This window comes from Cryobacterium sp. PH31-L1, from assembly GCF_030063145.1.
GTDB lineage: Bacteria > Actinomycetota > Actinomycetes > Actinomycetales > Microbacteriaceae > Cryobacterium.
Map to the genome: position 1 here is coordinate 132,315 of NZ_JASISM010000006.1, position 17,009 is coordinate 149,323.

At 64.1% G+C, this 17,009-nt stretch carries 17 protein-coding genes; 5 read left to right on the plus strand and 12 right to left on the minus strand.

Annotated features, from left to right (window positions below; genetic code table 11):
• Positions 1–96 precede the first annotated feature (96 nt).
• The 4 genes from QMF22_RS13155 to QMF22_RS13170 form a co-directional block, all read right to left on the minus strand.
• The gene (locus QMF22_RS13155) at positions 97–1,506 is read right to left on the minus strand and encodes a PD-(D/E)XK nuclease family protein (protein WP_283454318.1); all 1,410 of its coding nucleotides are present in this window, start codon (positions 1,504–1,506) and stop codon (positions 97–99) included.
• 413 nt (positions 1,507–1,919) lie between these two features.
• A complete protein-coding gene (locus tag QMF22_RS13160; protein ID WP_283454320.1) occupies positions 1,920–2,747 on the minus strand; it encodes a GIY-YIG nuclease family protein in 828 nt (275 codons plus the stop codon).
• Between the two features lie 401 nt (positions 2,748–3,148).
• Positions 3,149–3,604, minus strand: a complete 456-nt coding sequence (locus tag QMF22_RS13165; RefSeq protein WP_283454323.1) for a GNAT family N-acetyltransferase — start codon at positions 3,602–3,604, stop codon at positions 3,149–3,151.
• Positions 3,605–3,667: 63 nt separating this feature from the next.
• Positions 3,668–4,096 carry a GNAT family N-acetyltransferase gene (locus QMF22_RS13170; protein ID WP_283454325.1) on the minus strand — a complete coding sequence of 143 codons (429 nt, stop codon included), beginning with the start codon at positions 4,094–4,096 and terminating at the stop codon, positions 3,668–3,670.
• Between the two features lie 213 nt (positions 4,097–4,309).
• On the opposite strand from QMF22_RS13170, the gene QMF22_RS13175 reads away from it, so the two are divergent.
• Positions 4,310–4,669 (plus strand): hypothetical protein, encoded by a 360-nt coding sequence (locus QMF22_RS13175; protein ID WP_283454326.1) that lies wholly within the window; start codon positions 4,310–4,312, stop codon positions 4,667–4,669.
• 885 nt (positions 4,670–5,554) lie between these two features.
• On the opposite strand, the gene QMF22_RS13180 is transcribed toward QMF22_RS13175, so the two are convergent.
• The 4 genes from QMF22_RS13180 to QMF22_RS13195 form a co-directional block, all read right to left on the minus strand.
• Complete coding sequence (locus tag QMF22_RS13180; RefSeq protein WP_283454329.1) at positions 5,555–6,949, minus strand: IS1380 family transposase; 1,395 nt, start codon at positions 6,947–6,949, stop codon at positions 5,555–5,557.
• Positions 6,950–7,163: 214 nt separating this feature from the next.
• Positions 7,164–7,580 (minus strand): hypothetical protein, encoded by a 417-nt coding sequence (locus tag QMF22_RS13185; protein ID WP_283454331.1) that lies wholly within the window; start codon positions 7,578–7,580, stop codon positions 7,164–7,166.
• Between the two features lie 355 nt (positions 7,581–7,935).
• Positions 7,936–8,502: a hypothetical protein gene (locus QMF22_RS13190; protein WP_283454333.1), complete on the minus strand. Its 567-nt coding sequence runs from the start codon at positions 8,500–8,502 to the stop codon at positions 7,936–7,938.
• A 7-nt stretch (positions 8,503–8,509) separates the two neighbouring features.
• Complete coding sequence (locus QMF22_RS13195) at positions 8,510–8,944, minus strand: single-stranded DNA-binding protein (protein WP_283454335.1); 435 nt, start codon at positions 8,942–8,944, stop codon at positions 8,510–8,512.
• Positions 8,945–9,130: 186 nt separating this feature from the next.
• Between QMF22_RS13195 and QMF22_RS13200 the strand changes: the two genes are divergently transcribed.
• A complete protein-coding gene (locus QMF22_RS13200) occupies positions 9,131–9,865 on the plus strand; it encodes a VOC family protein (RefSeq protein WP_283454337.1) in 735 nt (244 codons plus the stop codon).
• Between the two features lie 108 nt (positions 9,866–9,973).
• Here the strand turns inward: QMF22_RS13200 and QMF22_RS13205 are convergent, their stop codons facing one another.
• The 3 genes from QMF22_RS13205 to QMF22_RS13215 all read right to left on the minus strand — a co-directional run bounded on the left by QMF22_RS13205 (position 9,974) and on the right by QMF22_RS13215 (position 13,842).
• Complete coding sequence (locus QMF22_RS13205) at positions 9,974–11,779, minus strand: type IV secretory system conjugative DNA transfer family protein (protein WP_283454339.1); 1,806 nt, start codon at positions 11,777–11,779, stop codon at positions 9,974–9,976.
• A gap of 174 nt (positions 11,780–11,953) precedes the next feature.
• Positions 11,954–13,417 (minus strand): putative type IV secretion/conjugal transfer ATPase, encoded by a 1,464-nt coding sequence (locus QMF22_RS13210; protein ID WP_283454686.1) that lies wholly within the window; start codon positions 13,415–13,417, stop codon positions 11,954–11,956.
• 23 nt (positions 13,418–13,440) lie between these two features.
• Entirely contained in the window at positions 13,441–13,842 is a 402-nt protein-coding gene (locus tag QMF22_RS13215) for a hypothetical protein (protein ID WP_283454340.1), read from the minus strand.
• 68 nt (positions 13,843–13,910) lie between these two features.
• Between QMF22_RS13215 and QMF22_RS13220 the strand changes: the two genes are divergently transcribed.
• The 3 genes from QMF22_RS13220 to QMF22_RS13230 all read left to right on the plus strand — a co-directional run bounded on the left by QMF22_RS13220 (position 13,911) and on the right by QMF22_RS13230 (position 15,525).
• Positions 13,911–14,294 (plus strand): thioredoxin family protein, encoded by a 384-nt coding sequence (locus tag QMF22_RS13220; RefSeq protein ID WP_283454343.1) that lies wholly within the window; start codon positions 13,911–13,913, stop codon positions 14,292–14,294.
• 194 nt (positions 14,295–14,488) lie between these two features.
• A complete protein-coding gene (gene cmtR, locus QMF22_RS13225) occupies positions 14,489–14,842 on the plus strand; it encodes a Cd(II)/Pb(II)-sensing metalloregulatory transcriptional regulator CmtR (protein WP_283454346.1) in 354 nt (117 codons plus the stop codon).
• Complete coding sequence (locus QMF22_RS13230; RefSeq protein WP_283454349.1) at positions 14,839–15,525, plus strand: cation efflux transmembrane domain-containing protein; 687 nt, start codon at positions 14,839–14,841, stop codon at positions 15,523–15,525. Before cmtR ends, QMF22_RS13230 begins: the two co-directional genes overlap by 4 nt.
• Positions 15,526–15,531: 6 nt before the next feature.
• On the opposite strand, the gene QMF22_RS13235 is transcribed toward QMF22_RS13230, so the two are convergent.
• Positions 15,532–16,995: an SCO6880 family protein gene (locus tag QMF22_RS13235; RefSeq protein ID WP_283454350.1), complete on the minus strand. Its 1,464-nt coding sequence runs from the start codon at positions 16,993–16,995 to the stop codon at positions 15,532–15,534.
• Between the last annotated feature and the right edge of the window lie 14 nt (positions 16,996–17,009).

Sequence of the window (17,009 nt, forward strand, 5' to 3'; positions counted from 1 at the left end):
CGCGACAAGTGTGCTCAGGCTGGCGGCACATTCCAATCTCCACGGGGACGTTTCCGCTGGAGGTCCGGTTTGCGGACAGAATCGGCGAGCAGTTCGTCACGCCTCAAGCGCGGCATTGATCGCGTAGGTCGCCGCGACGAGCTGCTCGACGGTCTGGTCCGGCGCCTTCACGTAGCGGTACACGAACGACGGAGCGAAGTGCCCGAAGCCGTCGCGCGGCATGACTTGCGCATCCGGCGATGCGAGGACCTCGTAGAGCGGCGCGAAATCGAACAGCCTCGGGTGCGATGTGGCGAATTCCTCGCGGGCGTCTCTGTCCTCTCTGGAGCGACCCTCGAGGTGTGGCAACACGACACACAACCGAAACTGTCCTTCCTGGTACTGCCACCCCGCTTGGATTTCGACGCCACCAACCCGAACTCGACGTCGCCAGCCGACTAGAGGCTGGCCGTGGCTGATGGCGGCCTCCGTCCATCCCACCGCCGGGCCTTCAGCCGCGATCACAGCCTGCACCCGCCGCGCGCGGAGCTTTCGGAGCGCGGTACGGGTTTGGGTCGATTCAATATCTGCGAGTTGCGAACTGTCCAGCCACGCAGGCTCCTGCATGGAGCGCACGACAGTGGTGTCGAGTAGCGCGCTCAGGAGCCTCACGACTCGCGAGTACCGTCTGACCGTCTCGACCTCGTAGCTGCGGTCGTCATTGTCAGGGAGGGCGAGATCGATGCGTTCAGCAAGTTCCTGATAGCTCAGGTAGGTCCAGCCCTCGACCGGCTCATGCGGTGGGGACATGCTCAGCAGGATGTGCTGTGCGGGCTCACCTTTCCACCGCCCAGTCTTGCCGCGATATTCGTCGAGCTGGGCTCGCTCGGGAAGCGAGAACACCTTGTTCTCGATGACCAACGGCGCCGCGTCCGGCCAATGGAGCACGAGGTCGAGGTTCTCTCGTTCTCGTTCAACGCGCCGCACTGTGGTCAAGCCTGTGACGTCGTCGGTCGTGAGATCACGGAACACAGCATCGGCCAGCTTCGGCAGAGCGTCGAAGAACCACGCGAGGAAGTTGCTGTGGAACAACTCGCGTTGGCCGTACATGATCCGCGCGAGCGGCTCCACGTTCAGTTCCCGGACGATCGCCTTCACCGGCTTCTCATCGCTCGTTGGGATGCCGTCGAGGTAACGACGCACAGGGTTCGCCGCGCCCCTGGGCGGTGCAAGCCGTTCGACGCTCGTCCCTACGGCGCCGAGTTCTGGCGCAGGCACACCATCGAAGCCCCACCGCCCCTCTTCGTCACCGGGATGCCAGGATTGGATTCGATATGCGCCTCGGACAACACCGCCCGCGACGCCGAGCGCGTAGACCGCACGTTGCCGAGTGTCCGCGCCCACACGCCAGTACATGCGGGTCGCATCGTACGTCGCTCTCGCGTTTGCATCGGGGGACCATTCCCGGTTGATTACGAAGATCACCGTGGGCTCGGCGACTGAGGGGATCGAGTCAGGTGCTTGCACGAACGCAACCTAGCAGTGGCGCGACGCCTCCCGCTACCTGCAAGGAGACGGGGGGCTTCGTCGGGAGGCGTTCGCATGGGAATACGGTCAGCTCAGTAGGCGAGCAGTCATCAGACGTCCGCAGCGGACCGGCTTCCGTGCGGTCACACAGTGGACGTCGGAAAAGTACCGTCGGCATCCAACGGCTGTCAGACGCGCCGCCTACGCCTTGCCTTCCGCAAGAAGATGATTCATTTCCGTGGCTGCACGTCTGGTCTCCTTCATGGCCTGACTGCCACTGCGCGATGGTGCCACCAAGGCTCTGTTCTACGACGATCCGGGAGGACACTCGCATGCAGTGATAGTTGTGCAGCATCGATTGCAACTCGACGACTACGTCGCGATCCTTGCGTCGACTCAAAGTCGCGCAAATCCTAGTTCCTGTTGTGGCCTAGCGACCTGGAGATCAGGACTTCCTTCCAATAGGTTTCGCGGTCGATTACGTGCTGGTCGTCGGTTCGCATCGACCAAAATTCCAGCAGAGCGAACCGCATCGTCTTTCGGAAGCAGTCCTCGCCCTTCGCGGCGAGGTGGACCTTCAACCCGACGTTGTCACCATGGAGCGTGCGGGCGTAGTGGGACCAGCGTTGCCAGATCCCTGTGTCGCCATACGCCGAGCCAACGTAGGGCTCACCCGTTGCCTCGTCGTGGATGACGTAGACGCCCTTCATCTGCTCCAAGGCGATCCGCCAGTCAGGTCGCCCTTGCTTCACTATCGCCTGGATCTCGGCTAGCGAGTGATTGATGCGGTCGTGCCCGGGGAACGGATCACCGTCGAATGGCTCCTCAGTAATCATCGAAACAGTCATGTCGTTTAGACACGCCTCCATGTTCCGGCGTCGGTTGCGACCCGCGAGTGCCAAGCGTACATAAAGCCTCTTGATGAACGGACCCATGAGGTCCTCTCGAAGAACGACGTCGTAGGAGTGTTGCCGCGGATCGGGACGGCGCCCCACGACTTCCCAGATCCCACCAAACAGCCAGAGCGTCGGGTCATGTCGGTCCTGCGCGAGCGAGAAAATGAACTGTCGATTGAAGTCGTCGTTGACATTGCGCCACGAGTTCCATCGTTGCCATTCATCAGAGTCGTTACCGAGGACGTCGATCGGAAATGCCTCACCGTTGTAGACCGCGCAGTGAAGCTTGCACTGGATCGGATCGAAGTCTGGCGGTAGCAGCGTTGCGAGCAAGATCGGATCCATAATATGAGGCTAGTGCTGCCAGGCGCATGGGCACATGAGGGTGATCCCCGATTGACGGCCAGCCCGCCTGCGCCAAGACCTTCTTGCTGCGGGCTGATGCGGGTGCCATGTTGGTCGCGTGAAGGTACTCTCAAGCGGCCATCACGCGGTCATGAGACAACGCGGCAAACTCGGGCGCCGCAGTATTGCGCCAGCAAGAATGCTTTTGAGCGGTGAGCATCTTTGGGCCCGAAATGGTCACAGGGTCTGCTCACTTGAGTGTCGACAAAGTGAGCGGGATGGATAGCTCGTGGGTTTGGTCGTAGCCACAATGTTCGATCCATCTCGTTGGTAGTTCCCGTTGAGGGTTCCCTTTTTGGGCGGGGGCGGCAGGTTGCAGGGCAAACTGGGCGTCAACGTCCTTACAGGAGTCGACTCCAGGCGACCTCGTGTTGGAGCTGTCCGGGTTCAGAAAAGAGTCGCACCTGATGCGTTGATGCGAGTGCCACCGCGAGCTCGTTGCGGTCTGCGGAAACGAATCCGACTTTCTGCCAGAAAGGGCCGGAACGTCGGCTGAAGAGCCAGGCTCGATCGGCTCCCGCGTCGGCCGCGCGATCGAGAGCAAAGCGTGCTAATTCGAGGCCCATGCCGTGACCTCGAAGGGCCGGGTCGACGGCCACGCTGCGGATGAGAACGTGGTGGTTGTCGTCGCTGCGCTCGTAGCCCGTGCTGGCCACGATGCGACTGCTTTCCGCGTCGCGTGCGGTCCACAGTTCCACGGAGGGAGAGTCAAGCCCGCTGAGAGTGAGGTCAGCTGCGCGAAGAAACGCGGTCACGTCCTTCAGATCCGAGGGAGTCGTGGGGGTCAGGTGAAGCATCTTCCCACGATATCGGTCGAGAACACGCGAGCAGATCCCACCTCGCGGATAGTCGTCTCTCGGCTACACGCCAGGGTTGACGATGCGCTCCATCCACGTCTCTGGGGCGTCCAAAGGGGTAAACCCGAGATTGGAATACAGGCCGTGTGCATCGTTGGTCGAGAGGGCGATCCGCCTCAGTCCCAGGGGATCGCACTCCTCGAGAATGCCCGCGATGAGGGCCTTGCCAATGCCGTGACCGCGAACCGCAGGGTCGACGAAGACATCGCAGAGCCAGGCAAACGTGACGCCGTCGGTGATGACGCGCGCGTAGGCGACCTGTCTGTTGGACACGCTGTCATAGACGCCGAAATTGCGTGATCCGTCGATCGCTGCGTCTTGCCGTGAGCGTGATCGCTCGGGCGCCCAGTAGGTCTGCTCGCTGATCCAACGGTGCACCTGGTCACGGTCGATCTCGGCAACGTCGGATGAAAACCGATAATTTGCATTCATCACCCCATCTAATCGTGTTGACACGAGCCGTGCTGAGTCCGGCCACCCTGGACCGACCGTCAAGCCAATGGTGATTGAATCGGACCGTGCTGGACGAGGGTCCCGGGGTTCGACATTCGACCGTCGTGCGGCCGATATGGTTGCGGAATGGACACAACTCAGTGATTGCAATATCGCTGGGCGGCCGGCCTGCTCCTAATTCAAGGCGTACTTATGGAAAGGATCGTCTTCATCGGCGTCCTCGTCCTCCTCGCTTTCAAGATCCCGCAGACGACCATCGTCGAAAATGCCGATGTCTTCGCCCTTCCCTATTTGCAAGAAAACCTCTATCTCATGATGGCTATGAGCGGAATTTTCGCGGCTCTCCGGGTGCTCGGCGCTGTCGGGCTCCTGAGGAACAGATTGTGGGGACTTGCGCTTTCCATGATCAATTGCAGTGTGACGCTGGCTCTGATGGTGTTCCTGCTACCCGCCGGCCTCCTGGACGGGGTGATCTCAGGCACCGCGCTGGTGCTCCTCCTCTTGGCACGATTTGGCCATACGCCCGATGGACAGCCGAAGCAAATTTTCTGAATGTCGGCCTAGGCTGCTGAACTCCGTCGCCGAAGATCTAGAGAACGAGGAGTGCGATATGCCGTCCAGTAGGGGTTCCCCTCTGACACACGTCGAGACCCACGGTTCGACGGCCGTTCTCACCCTCGAGCTGCGTCGCTGATCGTCCGGCATGCAGACGCTCGACGTGCAGTATCGGGCAGGTCCTATGTGGCTCGAACGCTTGGGCCTCGATCCGGTTCTTGTCAGCGACATCGGCGCAAGCTCTATTCCGGCACTCTGGGCACTGCCAAGATGAGATTATGTCACGCCTCCGCAGCTTGTCGCCGTGGTACTGGGTAGTGCTCAGTGCGTTCTTGGTGGCGTGCGGGGTCTTCGTGTCGGACCTGTTCCTCGACTGGGCGCCCAAATGGTTGACGTTTACGGCGTCGTTAGCCCCACTTGCGGCGAGCATTTGCACATTCCGCTTGTTGTGGAAGCAAACCGACCACCCCGCCTTTCACGGCGACGAGCGGAGTACGAAGTGGCCGCCATCTGACAACGGGAACGATTTAAGCGTCACCCAGGAATCGGACCCGGACACCCGATGACGGCGTGGCGTGCACAACCCACCGCCTTGCTGGCGTCACTGTCGACCACCATCGCACTGGACAACGTCCCGTGAGCGTTCCCCTTGCGCGGCGACGAGGACGTTGTCCTGTGGCAGTCGTCATGCAAGACAATTTCGCGGCGAATAGCGACGGCAAAGAGTGGCCTCTTTAAGCCTCATTCCACCGACCGGCTGAGGTTGGGAGTCGTTTTCTGATTTGAGTTGTGGCGGCGTGCTGGGGCGTGGTTGTGCGCTGAGCCTCGCTGCTCGGGGTGTTCCACTTGGCTTCCAGGTCGTGCCGGGTCGGGGCGGGCGGGTCAGGTCGGGGTGGGGCTCGGTGGTGCGAAGGCGTGGTCGAAGGGGTGGGTCCAGCCGGTTTCCCAGGGCCAGTTCTTGGGCAGGTGGAGCGTGATGCGCCGGGCTGAGGAGGCGATCCTCGCGGGGATGTTGATCAGTTTCCGGCGGATGGTCGCGGCCCGGGCCCGGGCCAGACCGGTGCCGGCGGTCACCGCGGCGGCGCGGGTGAGGTTGAAGGCGATCACGGCCAGGACCAGCCAGGCTGCGTTGGCGGCGAACACACCCGCGGGCATGTGGGCCAGGGCGCTGCTCTTCAAGTCGGAATTCACGAGCTCGATGGCCGCGTGGGCGCGATGAGTTGTGTCCGCGGTGACTGTGTCCAGGGTGCTGGTGGTGAAGAACGCGTGGAAGCGGTGCAGGTCAAAGAGCGTGGCTTGGCCGGCGAGTTTGTGCTTGTTCAGTTCCGGGATCCGGCGCACGACGAGGCGACCACTGATGTGGTCCGCCTTCTTCCGTGAGGTGAACGCGGTGTAGGGGATCTCGGCGACTTCAGCGTTGGAGATCCAGGTTCGGGTGTCCTCGTCGAAGATCGCATGGGTGTACTTGATCGGCGTCCACCCGGTCGCCGGGATGGCCGCGATGCGCCTCCTGACGGCGGAATCGAGGCGGGCGGTGACGGAGACGTCCGCACCGCCGGCCAGTGCGGCGTGGATGGCCGCGAAGGTGTAGAACGCGGAATCGGCGCGGAACAGGATCCGGGCGGCGGTCATCCCAGGCAGGCGGCGGAGGGTGGCGAGGGCGTCCCGGATCAGCCGGGTCGCGCCGTGCGGGGACGAGCAGGCACCCCGACGCAGACGCTGGGCGAGGATGATCGGGGCGCCGGTGATCGTCTTCGCTGTGGCGAGGATCGCGTTGAGCCCGCGGACCCCGGAGTAGCCGAAGCTGGCGCCTTGTTTCTGGTGCCCGTGGACCTCGATGATGGTGTCGTCCACGTCCAGAAACACGTAGTCGTCGGGCTCGGGGATGATCAGCGGACTCAGGGCCGCGAGGCTAATCAGGAACCGGGACGCGATCGCATCAAGCTGACGCACATGGCCAAACGTGAACGCGCGCAAGAACGACCCGAGCGTCGACGGCGCGTAAAGGTGGGCGAAGAGCTTCCGCATCCCGCCGTGACGCAACACGGCCATGTCGTCAATGGCATCCGCACCGGCCACCATCCCGGCAACCAGGGACGCGATCTTCAGGCCGGCGTTCGCGCCCTTATCCGTGGGGACGCTCAACCATTTGTCGGCCAGGCGCCGCAGGCCTGCTTTCTCGGCCAGTTTCATCGCAGGCACCAAACCCGCAGACGACACGAGATTGGAATCGTCAAAGGACGCGGACACGGCCCGGGTGGTGTGCGAAACTTGCATCTACGAGATGTCCTTCTGGATCAGTCGAATTGTTCTGTGGTAAGTACAATTTTCCCTGATAAGAAGGGCATTCTCTGTTTAACGCGCCGCTAGATCCCAATCCCGATCGGTGGATTCAGGTTAAGCCATAGCATCGTAAGTCGCCACGGTTTCATGTGGTCACGCCATGAGAAAGTGTTGGCGGGGTGCTGGCACGGCTGTGCGCGATCGATGCCTAGCGCAGAACCGGCAGCTGAGAGCTGGGCGTGTCGCCGGCCGTGAAGTTTATCGTGATGAAGGTCGGCAGATTCTCAGTTGATGGCACGTAGAACTCGAACGTCGTGGGGGACAAATCTGCCGTGCATGGGCCTTCAGTTTCGACCGAGAATTCGAACGTCATCGTCGCCAGATCCGCTGAGTCCGCGTGCGGCGGACAACTCGAGCTGCCGGACAGGACAATCGCCAGCCGCCCATCGACGACTGTTGCGTAGCCCGCAAAAGGGTCGACCAGACCACTCGGCAGAGGTGTCGGCTCGCCAGGATATGCGGTGGTTGCAGCCCCCGCCGGAATTACTGTCGACGGCTCAGCTGTGCACCCACACATGCCGACTGCTACGGCAACCGCGATCAGCGCCGGTCGATTCGGACTCATAGACGGATTCTATGGGCGAAGACTAACTCCACACGGAGACGGTAGGTGATCGTTACGGGGACCGCGCTTCGAGTTTTGCACGTTAGCTCTTGAACCACGTCCCGGGCTCCCTCGACCGCACCGTAAGACGTTCCCCTTACGGACGCTTGGAATCTTTAGGTGCTCCCAGGATTCAGAGTCAGCGCGCCGATCGTCGAAGTCACGAGCGTTCGTGCCGATTCTTCTTCTATGGACTCGTCGGCGTAGCAGCGCACCGACGCCCGTTGGTAAAGGTTTGGTCGGTCTCCGCTTCTCATCGCGAATACATTTGCCGCGTCCGCCTACCCGGAGCGCTGAAGAAGACCAAGTCGATGTATCAACTAGACGGGACGGGAGCATAGAACGCGGCCTCGGCTTCCCGCCGCCTGGCGACGTCATCAACGACGAACTGCACAAAGTCTTCATCACGATCACCGATGACCACATCCTCGACGGCATCGGCTGGCGGTTCTCCGGGCCAAGTCGTCTGCCGCGTCGGCCGGTCGCGCTCAAGCCGCGTGCCCGAGATCGCGACCCAGTCTCGAAGGCGTTGGCGGGCGTCCGCGAAGTCGCGATGCCAGCCGAACGGGGCCGAGCCGTGCTGGTCGGGGTCGTAGGCGCCGAGCCAGTGCAGGTGCAGTGCGGAGAGTTCCCAGACGAGTTCGGGGTGTCGATGCCAGAACGGCGGCACGACGGATGCTGGCAGGCCGTAGGTGCGTCGCAGCCAGTCCACCCACCGGTTGAGTTCGATCCACTCGGCTTCGGCGTCGTCGGCGCTGAGCACGTTCCAGTTGATCGGATGCGGCGGCTCTGCGATGAGTGGCCCGTCGAGGCCGTCCAAGGAGTTCTCTCCGAACGCGTCGTCGTGGTCGCCGGAGGCCCACTCGACGAGTGACTCTGCCATCGCTGGTTCACCGCCTCGAGCCGGTGTGAGCCGCTTCTGCCCCGTGCTCAACTTCGGTATCCCGCGTGGAGTCCGTAGCGTCACGATGGGTGCGGTCGACCTGATAGTTGGTGCGGGCGAGGTCGTGGCCGATCTTCTTGGCGACGAACTCCTCGCGTTGCATGACTTCGCTGTCGCGCTCGACCTGGAATGTGCGCACATAGCCTTCGGCGACGAAGCTGTCGCCTTTGATGAATCGGGTAAGAGCTCGTTCGGCGGTGGCGCGGTAGGCGACGAGGTCGTGGAACGTCGGCTCAAGTGCGGTGAAGCTGCCGCTGTATTCATGACGGAAATGCGGTTGGCCGACGCGCACGTAGAAGCGGGTGTCGCCATTCTCTGTCACGGATTGCTGTGGCTCCGAGGCGATGAAACCGGACAGAGACTGTTGCGTGTGAAGTGCCATGGGACTTGACCTCCTGCGGTTCGGGCAGACCATCGTGGTCCGCGCTCACTGGGAGGTGCAACAGGCGCACCATGGCGTTCGCGCCGCTACTTGAGGGGATCCGGTCAGTGAGGCAGGACTTTCAGCTGAAGATCGAGGTGGCAGGTATCTGGTCTCAAATGTGGCCGGCGAATAGGCTTGGGGGTCATGGCGCTTCGACTGGTTCAGGTGAATTTCAAGGCTCGAGATGACGCCGCGCTCGGCCGTTTTTGGGCGGACGCGCTCGACTGGCGTGTCTCCAGCGAGGGTCCCGGCGTTACCAACGTTGAGCCCCACGGCCTGGTCGTGCCGGATCCCGCCGTCGTCTGCGTCGACGTCGTCACCGTACCGGACCCCGAAACGGTCAAGTACTGCGCACACCTCGACCTCGCCACCTCTTCCTTGGCACATCAGACGGAATTGGTGGCGCGGCTGAAGGCGCTGGGCGCAGCATCCGCTGATATCGGCCAGGGCGACGTACCCTGGACGGTTTTGGCCGACCCGGAGGGCAACGTGTTCTGCGTGCTCGAGCCTCGTGCAATCTACGCGGACACCGGACCGATCGCCGCGGTGGTCGTCAGCTGCGCAGATCCGCGGGCGATGGCCCGGTTCTGGAACGCGGCGATGGATTGGACCTTGCACGAGGTGACCGACGAGTTTGCACGGCTGCGGTCGGCTGCGGGGGCCGGTCCGTATCTGGAGTTCGTTCGCGTCCCCGATAGCATCGTGTGGACCCGGGTGAACCTCGACCTCCGACCGTACCTTCGCGACGATCAGGCGGCTGAGGTCACCCGGCTGCGAACCCTGGGTGCGATGGATGCTGACATTGGGCAGGGCGAGGTGCCCTGGGTGGTGCTCACTGATCCCGAGGGAAATGAGTTCTGCGTCCTGACGCCGGGGTGAGCACCCAGCGGGCGGGGTCACGCAGGTAGAGCGGATGCTCCCAGTTCGGCAATGAGATCTTTCGCACGTAATGGTCGGCGAAGGCGATCTGGAGCGTCGAGCTCGCTGTCAGTCCGGCTCGTTGACCGGCTCCGGCGCGGACACCGTCCGTATCGGAGCCCGCATCAACCCCTCGATTTCCTCGCGGTTGGCACGCAACTCTTTGGCATCCGAGCGCGCGGTCCACATTTGCAGGCTCGCGATGATCGGAGGCGCCGCGCGGAGCATGATCAGGCCGGTGCCGAAGGGCAGAGTGCGGATGGTGTCGGGCGGCATTATCGGTACGCGGCGCATGGACCGCTGCGACGACCGTGAGCCGCGATCGCCGACCGTTGTCGAGTCGGTCAATTCATCGCGGTCGCCGATGAGGGTCGAGAGGTCGTGCAGGTCCCGGGAGTTGGATCCTCCGCCGAGCACGATCTTGACGATGGAAGAATCCCAGATGGTGCTGGCCGCGTTGTCGCTCCACTTCGTGCGGGCCTGCGCGAGCGATTGGAGTACGGGCATGGTTGTGATTCCGCTGCCGCCACCTTCTGCCATAAGCGTGGGAAGCGAGGGGAGTGGCGCCAGGTTGCCGATCTCGTCGAGGGCGAGCAGCAGCGGCGGGTCGAGCCGGGCACCGGCGCTTCGGGCGGCGATGCGGCGGGCGGTCTCGACGAGGTCCTCGACGAACGCGGAGACAAGAGCGGCTGAGTTGTTCGAGCCCGCCCCGGTCGCCAGTAGGTAGAGGGTGCCGTTGCTGCGTAGGAAGGCTTCTGGGTCGAAGCCCTCGCCCTCCGGCGGTGAGACGGCATCCAGTACGCGTGGATCGGCTAGGGCACCCAACGATAGCGAGACCCCTTGCCAGATGGAGTCGCGCGTGCGCGGGTCGGCCTCGAGCGTGGCCCGGAGGGAGTCGCCCCAGCCGGTGGCCGCGCCCGGTGTGCTCAGCAGTATGGAGACGGCGTCGTGGGCGGCGGCCGGGTCGAGGGTCCAGCGAAAGAGGTCGGCGGGCGAGCAGTGGTCGAGTGCTGCCGCGTGCAGCATTGATTGCAGGGCCGTGCGGGTCTTGGCTTCCCAGAATCCGCCGCCGTCGACGCCGCCCGCGGCCAGTCCGGTTCCGGCGGCGAGTCCGGCCGCGCGAATCATAGCCGTGAGGGGATCCTCGCACCCGCGGATTGGCGACCAGCGCAGGCCCACCGGAATACCCGCCGCAAGTTGCTGCGGATCGAAGACTGCGACAGGTCCGAGCCGTTGCCGGGCGCGCAGCGTGGTCGTGAGGTTATCGGGGCGGGTCGAGGTCGTCACGACCGGACCGGGAGCATCAAGGATGGCATTGATCACAATGTGCGCGCCCTTGCCAGAGCGCGGCGGGCCGATCACGAGGATCGAGTCCTCAACGCTCGCCCACACCGCGGTGTTGCGCGATCGGCCGATTCGATACCCGACGTCGGTTGGGCCAGCCTTCACGAGCGACGGCCGAAGGTGCGCCGCTCGCTTCATGATGGCGGAGCGCGATGCGGAACGCGCAATCTCCGCGCGGGTTGCGATGCCAGCAATGCGGTGCGGGTCGATCTTCGTTGAGACGCCCCTGAACAAACGCCACAACCAAATCGCGAGAGCGGATGCCAGTCCCATCAGCACGATCGTCGTCACCCAATAAGCGACCGCGTTCAGACCAGGCGCCTGAAGCGCGGCGGCCGGGTTGCCCGGGTCGAGGAGCACGGCGAGCCCGGATTCCGGCCCGCCAGCGGGTTGCGGGTTGTGCGTTACCCAGGCCGCGATAGCACCGGAGCCCCGAAGCAGCAGGGCCAACACTGCCGCACCGATCAGGAGTCCAATACCGAAGTTGGTCAGCTCGTCGCCGAGGTCGGCCTGCGGTCGCTGGGTGGTCATCCGCTTGTGAATTCTGACTCGGGCCGATGCGGCTGAATCTTCTGGTGGGGGAGCGAGAAGTCTCGCATATAGGAGAGGCGGACGGACTTTGCGCTTGACTCGGGTCGGTCGGCGAGTGTCATTCGCGCTTCTCGTCCCATTGCCAGGCCTCCTCAATCAATACAAGGTGCGCAGTTATTGCCCAGACGTCATCCGCGCCGTCGTATCAAACGCTGCAAGTTCATCGGGATGCAGCTGATGCTGAACCACAAAGCTACGATCCTTCACCCGCCAGAGCCCCTGACCGGTGCCGAGCGCGGGCAGCAGGTTCTGCTCGGTTCGGCTGAGTCCGAGTGCGCTCGCCGTGGTTCCGAGCTGGTCCGGTTCCTGCCGGTATACGATTCGCGTCTCGGCGTTCGCGAGCAGCGAAGACGCGAGGGCGCGCATGGCGGATCCGGAGTCGCCGACGTTGTCGAGGTCGCTGAGTTTGTGGAAGATGAGCATGTTGGCGATGCCGAAGTGGCGGGCAAGTCGCCACTGGGCATCCATTCGGCGCAGCAGCGCCGGATACGCCATCAGGCGCCAGGCCTCGTCGTAGATCACCCAGCGCTGGCCGCCGGCGGGGTCGGCGAGGGCGGCTTCCATCCACGCCGACGAGCACGTCATCAACACGGAGATGAGCGTCGAGTTCTCGGCCACCCGCGACAGATCGAGCGAGACCATCGGCAGCGACGGGTCGAAGCGCACGGTAGAGGGTCCGTCGAAGAGTCCGGCGAGGTCACCGGCCACCAGCCGGCGCAGCGCATGGCCGACGAGGCGTCCGTCGGCGGCGAGGCGTCCCTCGTCGTCCTCGGGATTGGGGGAGAGGATGCGATCGACCACCATCGGCAGGATCGGCACCTCCGCGCTGCGCACGGCATCGGCCAGGGCGAGGTCGATCGCCGTGTGCTCAAGCGGGCTGAGCGGTCGATCGAGCACGGTCTCGGCGAGGGCACCGATCAGGTCGCGCCGGCGCGCGGCCAGCTGCGCCGACCATTCGGCATCCGAAACGGATGCCGCCCGGTGGCCCTCGTCGAGCGGGTTGAGCCGGTTACGGAGCCCGTGGCCGAGGATGATGGCCTTGCCGCCGACGGCCTCGGCGACGGCGGTGTGCTCGCCCTTGGGATCGCCCGGCACATAGACGCGCCGGCCGAAGGGCAGCGAGCGGGTGTAGAGCGACTTGGCCAGAGAGGACTTACCGGAGCCGACGATGCCTGCCAGCACGATGTTCGGGGCGGTGATCATGCCCTGCTGGTAGAGCACCCACGGGTCGTAGACGAAGGATCCGCCGGAGTAGAGATCTTGCCCGACGAAGACGCCGGCCGATCCGAGTCCGGCCTCGGCGAGAAATGGGTAGTGGCCGGACAGCGTCGCGGTGGTGTCTTGGTGTTTGGGGAGTTTTAGTCGTCCGGGCGTTCGCAGCTGTGCCGGACCGGGCTCGCCGGCTTTGGGCAGGTAGGCGCCCGATCGTGCTTCGTCCCGTTTATCGTGCCAGCGGGTGCGGGCCGCGAGGGTCTTGGCCTGCTGCGCATCCGCTTCGATCCTGGCTGCCTCGCGCCGGCGGGCGCGACGGTCGCGGCGTAATTCGCCGCGTGGTTCGACGAGCGCAGCCGTGTGCATCCGCTCGGCAACATCGGCGTCTTTCACAGCGTGACCGTGCGCTCAGCATGGCGCGTTGACCGCGGGGCGGCCCAGATGTCGTCTCGGCGGGGAGCCGGGCGTGCCGGTACCACTTCAGATTCGAGCGGATGCCACCGCAACAGCGAAACGTACCGGTATGTCCTGCTGTAGGTCAGCGCGTATGGAGAGCCGTCATGCTCGATGATGTGGTCAGTGCGGCCGGCCGGGATGCGGTCGTAGACGTACCCGTTCTCGAGGGCGGCGTTGGTCGTGGCCTCGCCGAGGTCCCGTGGTTGCAGGTAATTGAACGCAGCTGATGCTCCGCTTCGGTCGATCAGGGCGAGCACCGCGTCGGCCTCAGCCCCTTGCAGGAAGACGACACTGATCCATCGAGGTTTGCGTTCCTTGGTTTCATACCCAGCCATGCGTCGCTCCAATCACGTTCTTGCTTCGCATTGGAGGTGCGCGGGGCAATACGCGGTTCCACACTACGGTGACAGAATTGAGTGAAGAAGCTTCGAGTCCGTTGGACGATGCGGAACTCGACCTGCAGAGAAAGAAACTCATGGCGACAATCGAGCTACTCCACATTGCAGACTGCCCGAACTCGGGAGAGACATTTCTTCGCCGGCAGCGCGCGGTCGCGAACACGATGCCCGCGAACACAGCAGTCAAGTCAACGCTGATCGATTCTGCCGATACGGCCGCAGGTTTGCCCTTTGCCGGATCCCCGACGATCCTCGTCGACGGTGTGGACCTCTTCCCGACGGATGGTCGCACCAGCGACCTCGCGTGCCGGATTTATCTCACACCGAACGGCCTGGCCGGAGCTCCCACCCAAGAACAAATCGAGGCAGCGCTCGCGACTCATGGATAGCGCCTCAGAACTTACCTGTTCCTGCTGCGGTCGCATCTATCCGCGCCGCAGGCTACATGCCCTCAGCGACACCGTCTACATCTGCCGCCGGTGTGGACTGTGGGTCGCGCTGCGGCTGCGGCCCGATGCTAGTGGGCACGATCGGCCCTAACTGGTCGGTGGTGATCGGTCAGCCGCTACTGTAATGTCAGTGCATGCTGACTATTTCTTCGCGGGTGGACGTTATGAACCGGTTGGGCCGAGCGATGGCCGATCCCACCAGATCTCGAATCCTGCTATCCCTCCTCGACGCACCGGGCTATCCGGGTGCGTTGGCACGCGAGCTGGAGTTGTCGCGGTCGAACGTGTCTAACCATCTATCGTGCCTGCGCGGCTGCGGAATCGTCGTCGCAGTTCCGGAAGGACGCTCGACTCGCTATGAGATTGCGGATCCCCACGTGACAAGGGCGTTGGTCGCCCTGATGGATGTGGTGCTCGCCGTCGACGACGGTCTCGGTTGCGTCGATGAGGCCTGCGACGTGCCGCTCTGTTGCGGGACCGACGTATGACCCTTCCCGCTGGCGACCGAGTGGTTGCGATTCAGCCTGACCGAACGCAGATTCTCCGTCGCCGGATTCGGTGGATTGTTGCGGCGACCATTGCCTATAACGTCATCGAAGCGATCATTGCGATCGCGGCCGGGAGTTTGGCGTCCTCAGCGGCCCTCATCGGTTTTGGCCTCGACTCTATCGTTGAGGTCCTCTCCGCAGCCGCGGTGGCATGGCAGTTCGCAGCCCCCGATCCGGAGAAGCGGGAGAAGACCGCGCTGCGAGTCATTGCGTGGGCGTTCTTCGCCCTCGCCGCGTACGTGACCGTCGATGCCGGGCTGTCCTTATTCGGTGTTCGGGAAGCGGAACACAGCACGGTCGGCATTGTGCTGGCCGCGGTCAGTCTTCTGGTGATGCCTTTTCTGAGCTTCGCCGAACGGCGCGCCGGCCGGGAGTTGGGCTCAGCCTCAGCGGTCGCTGACTCGAAACAAACCCTGATCTGCTCCTATCTTTCCGCCGCTCTGCTGGTCGGGCTACTGCTGAATACACTCTTTGGTTGGGCATGGGCAGACTCGGTCGCAGCCCTCGTGATTGTGGTCTTCGCCGTCAAGGAAGGCATTGAAGCGTGGCGCGGCGACGCCTGCAAAGTTCCAGTGGCCGCTCTGACCAGGGAACGCGAGGTCGACCACGAAGACTGCTGCTGAAACACCTCACACGCTCCGACACAGCGGCAGCGCAGCAGCCGTGAACGCCTGCGCCTGCTGCCCTACCAGCCGGCGCGTCTCGCACGAAGCCTGGATGGCGGCCTGCTCGATCGACGCCACCGCGGCATCAAGCTCATCCACCGTAGGCGCGGTGACGCAGATGAGTCCGGTGGTGCGCAGCACACCGTGGCCGGCGGTGAGGTCGGCTTCCTGGTGCAGCAGGTCGTCGTACTCGGCGGTGGCGGAAGCATCCTCTATTTGGCCGATGCGGGTGCGTTGGTGGGCGTCGCTGATCAGCTCGGTCTTCTTTTTGCGCAGGTCGCGGGCGGCCTGGTCGGCGCGCACGGGCAGGTAGTGCAGCGACACCGTGCGGAGGATGCCGTTGGTGAAGACGAGCGGCGACAGGAACCCGGGGAAAACCTGCGACCGGGGCCATTCACTGATCCACAGCACCGCGTGAAATGCGCTGTCGGTGCGGAGATGATCCCAGCTCTCGGCGACGGCGACCGGGCCCGCTGTGGCTAGCGAGCGCCCGACCAGCGGATGCCGCTCCAGATCAACACCGATAGCCGGGTCGTAGGCGGTGCGCAGTATGACAGCGAGCTCGTCGGCGGTGAGCCAGCCGCCGACGGTGAGGTCCGCCGCACGCAAAGCCCCGGTTAGCGCGGTCATTTCCTGCCGCAGCACGGTCGCCGCACCACGCATGCCGCCGCCCTGCGTGCGTACCTGGCGAGCCGCTGCGCTGAGATCCAAGGAGAGCGCAATTGTCGTCGCATGGCGTTCTCCAGCGGGTCCGGCCCGCTCGATCAGGTCACGGTAAGTCGTCGCCGCCCAGCTGTCGTCATTGAGGCCGTGCCCCTCCCACCACTCGGCCAGGCCGGTGCCGGAATCGGGCAGAGTGCGCTCGGATACCTGCAGCCGCGCGATCCGACCCGATCGGCACGCTCCGGCCAGTACGCGTCCCCACCCGACCACGCGGCGATGCTGCTCGTCCGGGTCGAGCAGCGCGAACGCCGGGTGCGACACCGCGACGACTGCGGTGAGGGTTTGTGCGTGCGGGTCGTGGATCATGACCGCCCCCGATTCGGGATCGTGCCACTCGCGCAGCGCGGCCGCGTCGCCCGGCAGCGACAGGGTTCCTACCGGGCGCGGGCGGATGATGCGGCGCCGGTAGGCCAGCTGCTCATGCCCCGACCGCCACGCCCATCGGGTGACGACGGGCATCCACTCGACGATCTTGCGCCCGCCGACCGGGATGCCGGTGATCACCGCCGCGATTCCCCAGATCGGGCTGGTCCACGCGACACCTGCGGCACCTGCCGTGTAGAGCGCGGTGACGATGGTGAGCGTGCCGATCGACAGCGCGATTAGTTGTGGCGCTGACAAGCCCAGCAGCACGCCCCGCTTGGTTAGTCGCGAGAATTGCACCGGAGCGAGGCGGTAGTCGGCGCGGTTCGTGTCGGTGTCCATGTCTACGCGTCCTT

Bases quoted from the DNA above. Each gene is read 5' to 3' on its own strand.
- QMF22_RS13185 (WP_283454331.1), bottom strand. From the start codon at position 7,580: ATGAGTCCGAATCGACCGGCGCTGATCGCGGTTGCCGTAGCAGTCGGC.
- QMF22_RS13210 (WP_283454686.1), bottom strand. From the start codon at position 13,417: ATGCACACGGCTGCGCTCGTCGAACCACGCGGCGAATTACGCCGCGAC.
- QMF22_RS13170 (WP_283454325.1), bottom strand. From the start codon at position 4,096: ATGAATGCAAATTATCGGTTTTCATCCGACGTTGCCGAGATCGACCGT.
- QMF22_RS13190 (WP_283454333.1), bottom strand. From the start codon at position 8,502: ATGGCAGAGTCACTCGTCGAGTGGGCCTCCGGCGACCACGACGACGCG.
- cmtR (WP_283454346.1), top strand. From the start codon at position 14,489: ATGCTGACTATTTCTTCGCGGGTGGACGTTATGAACCGGTTGGGCCGA.
- QMF22_RS13175 (WP_283454326.1), top strand. From the start codon at position 4,310: ATGGAAAGGATCGTCTTCATCGGCGTCCTCGTCCTCCTCGCTTTCAAG.
- QMF22_RS13235 (WP_283454350.1), bottom strand. From the start codon at position 16,995: ATGGACACCGACACGAACCGCGCCGACTACCGCCTCGCTCCGGTGCAA.
- QMF22_RS13215 (WP_283454340.1), bottom strand. From the start codon at position 13,842: ATGGCTGGGTATGAAACCAAGGAACGCAAACCTCGATGGATCAGTGTC.
- QMF22_RS13180 (WP_283454329.1), bottom strand. From the start codon at position 6,949: ATGCAAGTTTCGCACACCACCCGGGCCGTGTCCGCGTCCTTTGACGAT.
- QMF22_RS13165 (WP_283454323.1), bottom strand. From the start codon at position 3,604: ATGCTTCACCTGACCCCCACGACTCCCTCGGATCTGAAGGACGTGACC.
- QMF22_RS13195 (WP_283454335.1), bottom strand. From the start codon at position 8,944: ATGGCACTTCACACGCAACAGTCTCTGTCCGGTTTCATCGCCTCGGAG.
- QMF22_RS13200 (WP_283454337.1), top strand. From the start codon at position 9,131: ATGGCGCTTCGACTGGTTCAGGTGAATTTCAAGGCTCGAGATGACGCC.
- QMF22_RS13205 (WP_283454339.1), bottom strand. From the start codon at position 11,779: ATGACCACCCAGCGACCGCAGGCCGACCTCGGCGACGAGCTGACCAAC.
- QMF22_RS13230 (WP_283454349.1), top strand. From the start codon at position 14,839: ATGACCCTTCCCGCTGGCGACCGAGTGGTTGCGATTCAGCCTGACCGA.
- QMF22_RS13160 (WP_283454320.1), bottom strand. From the start codon at position 2,747: ATGGATCCGATCTTGCTCGCAACGCTGCTACCGCCAGACTTCGATCCG.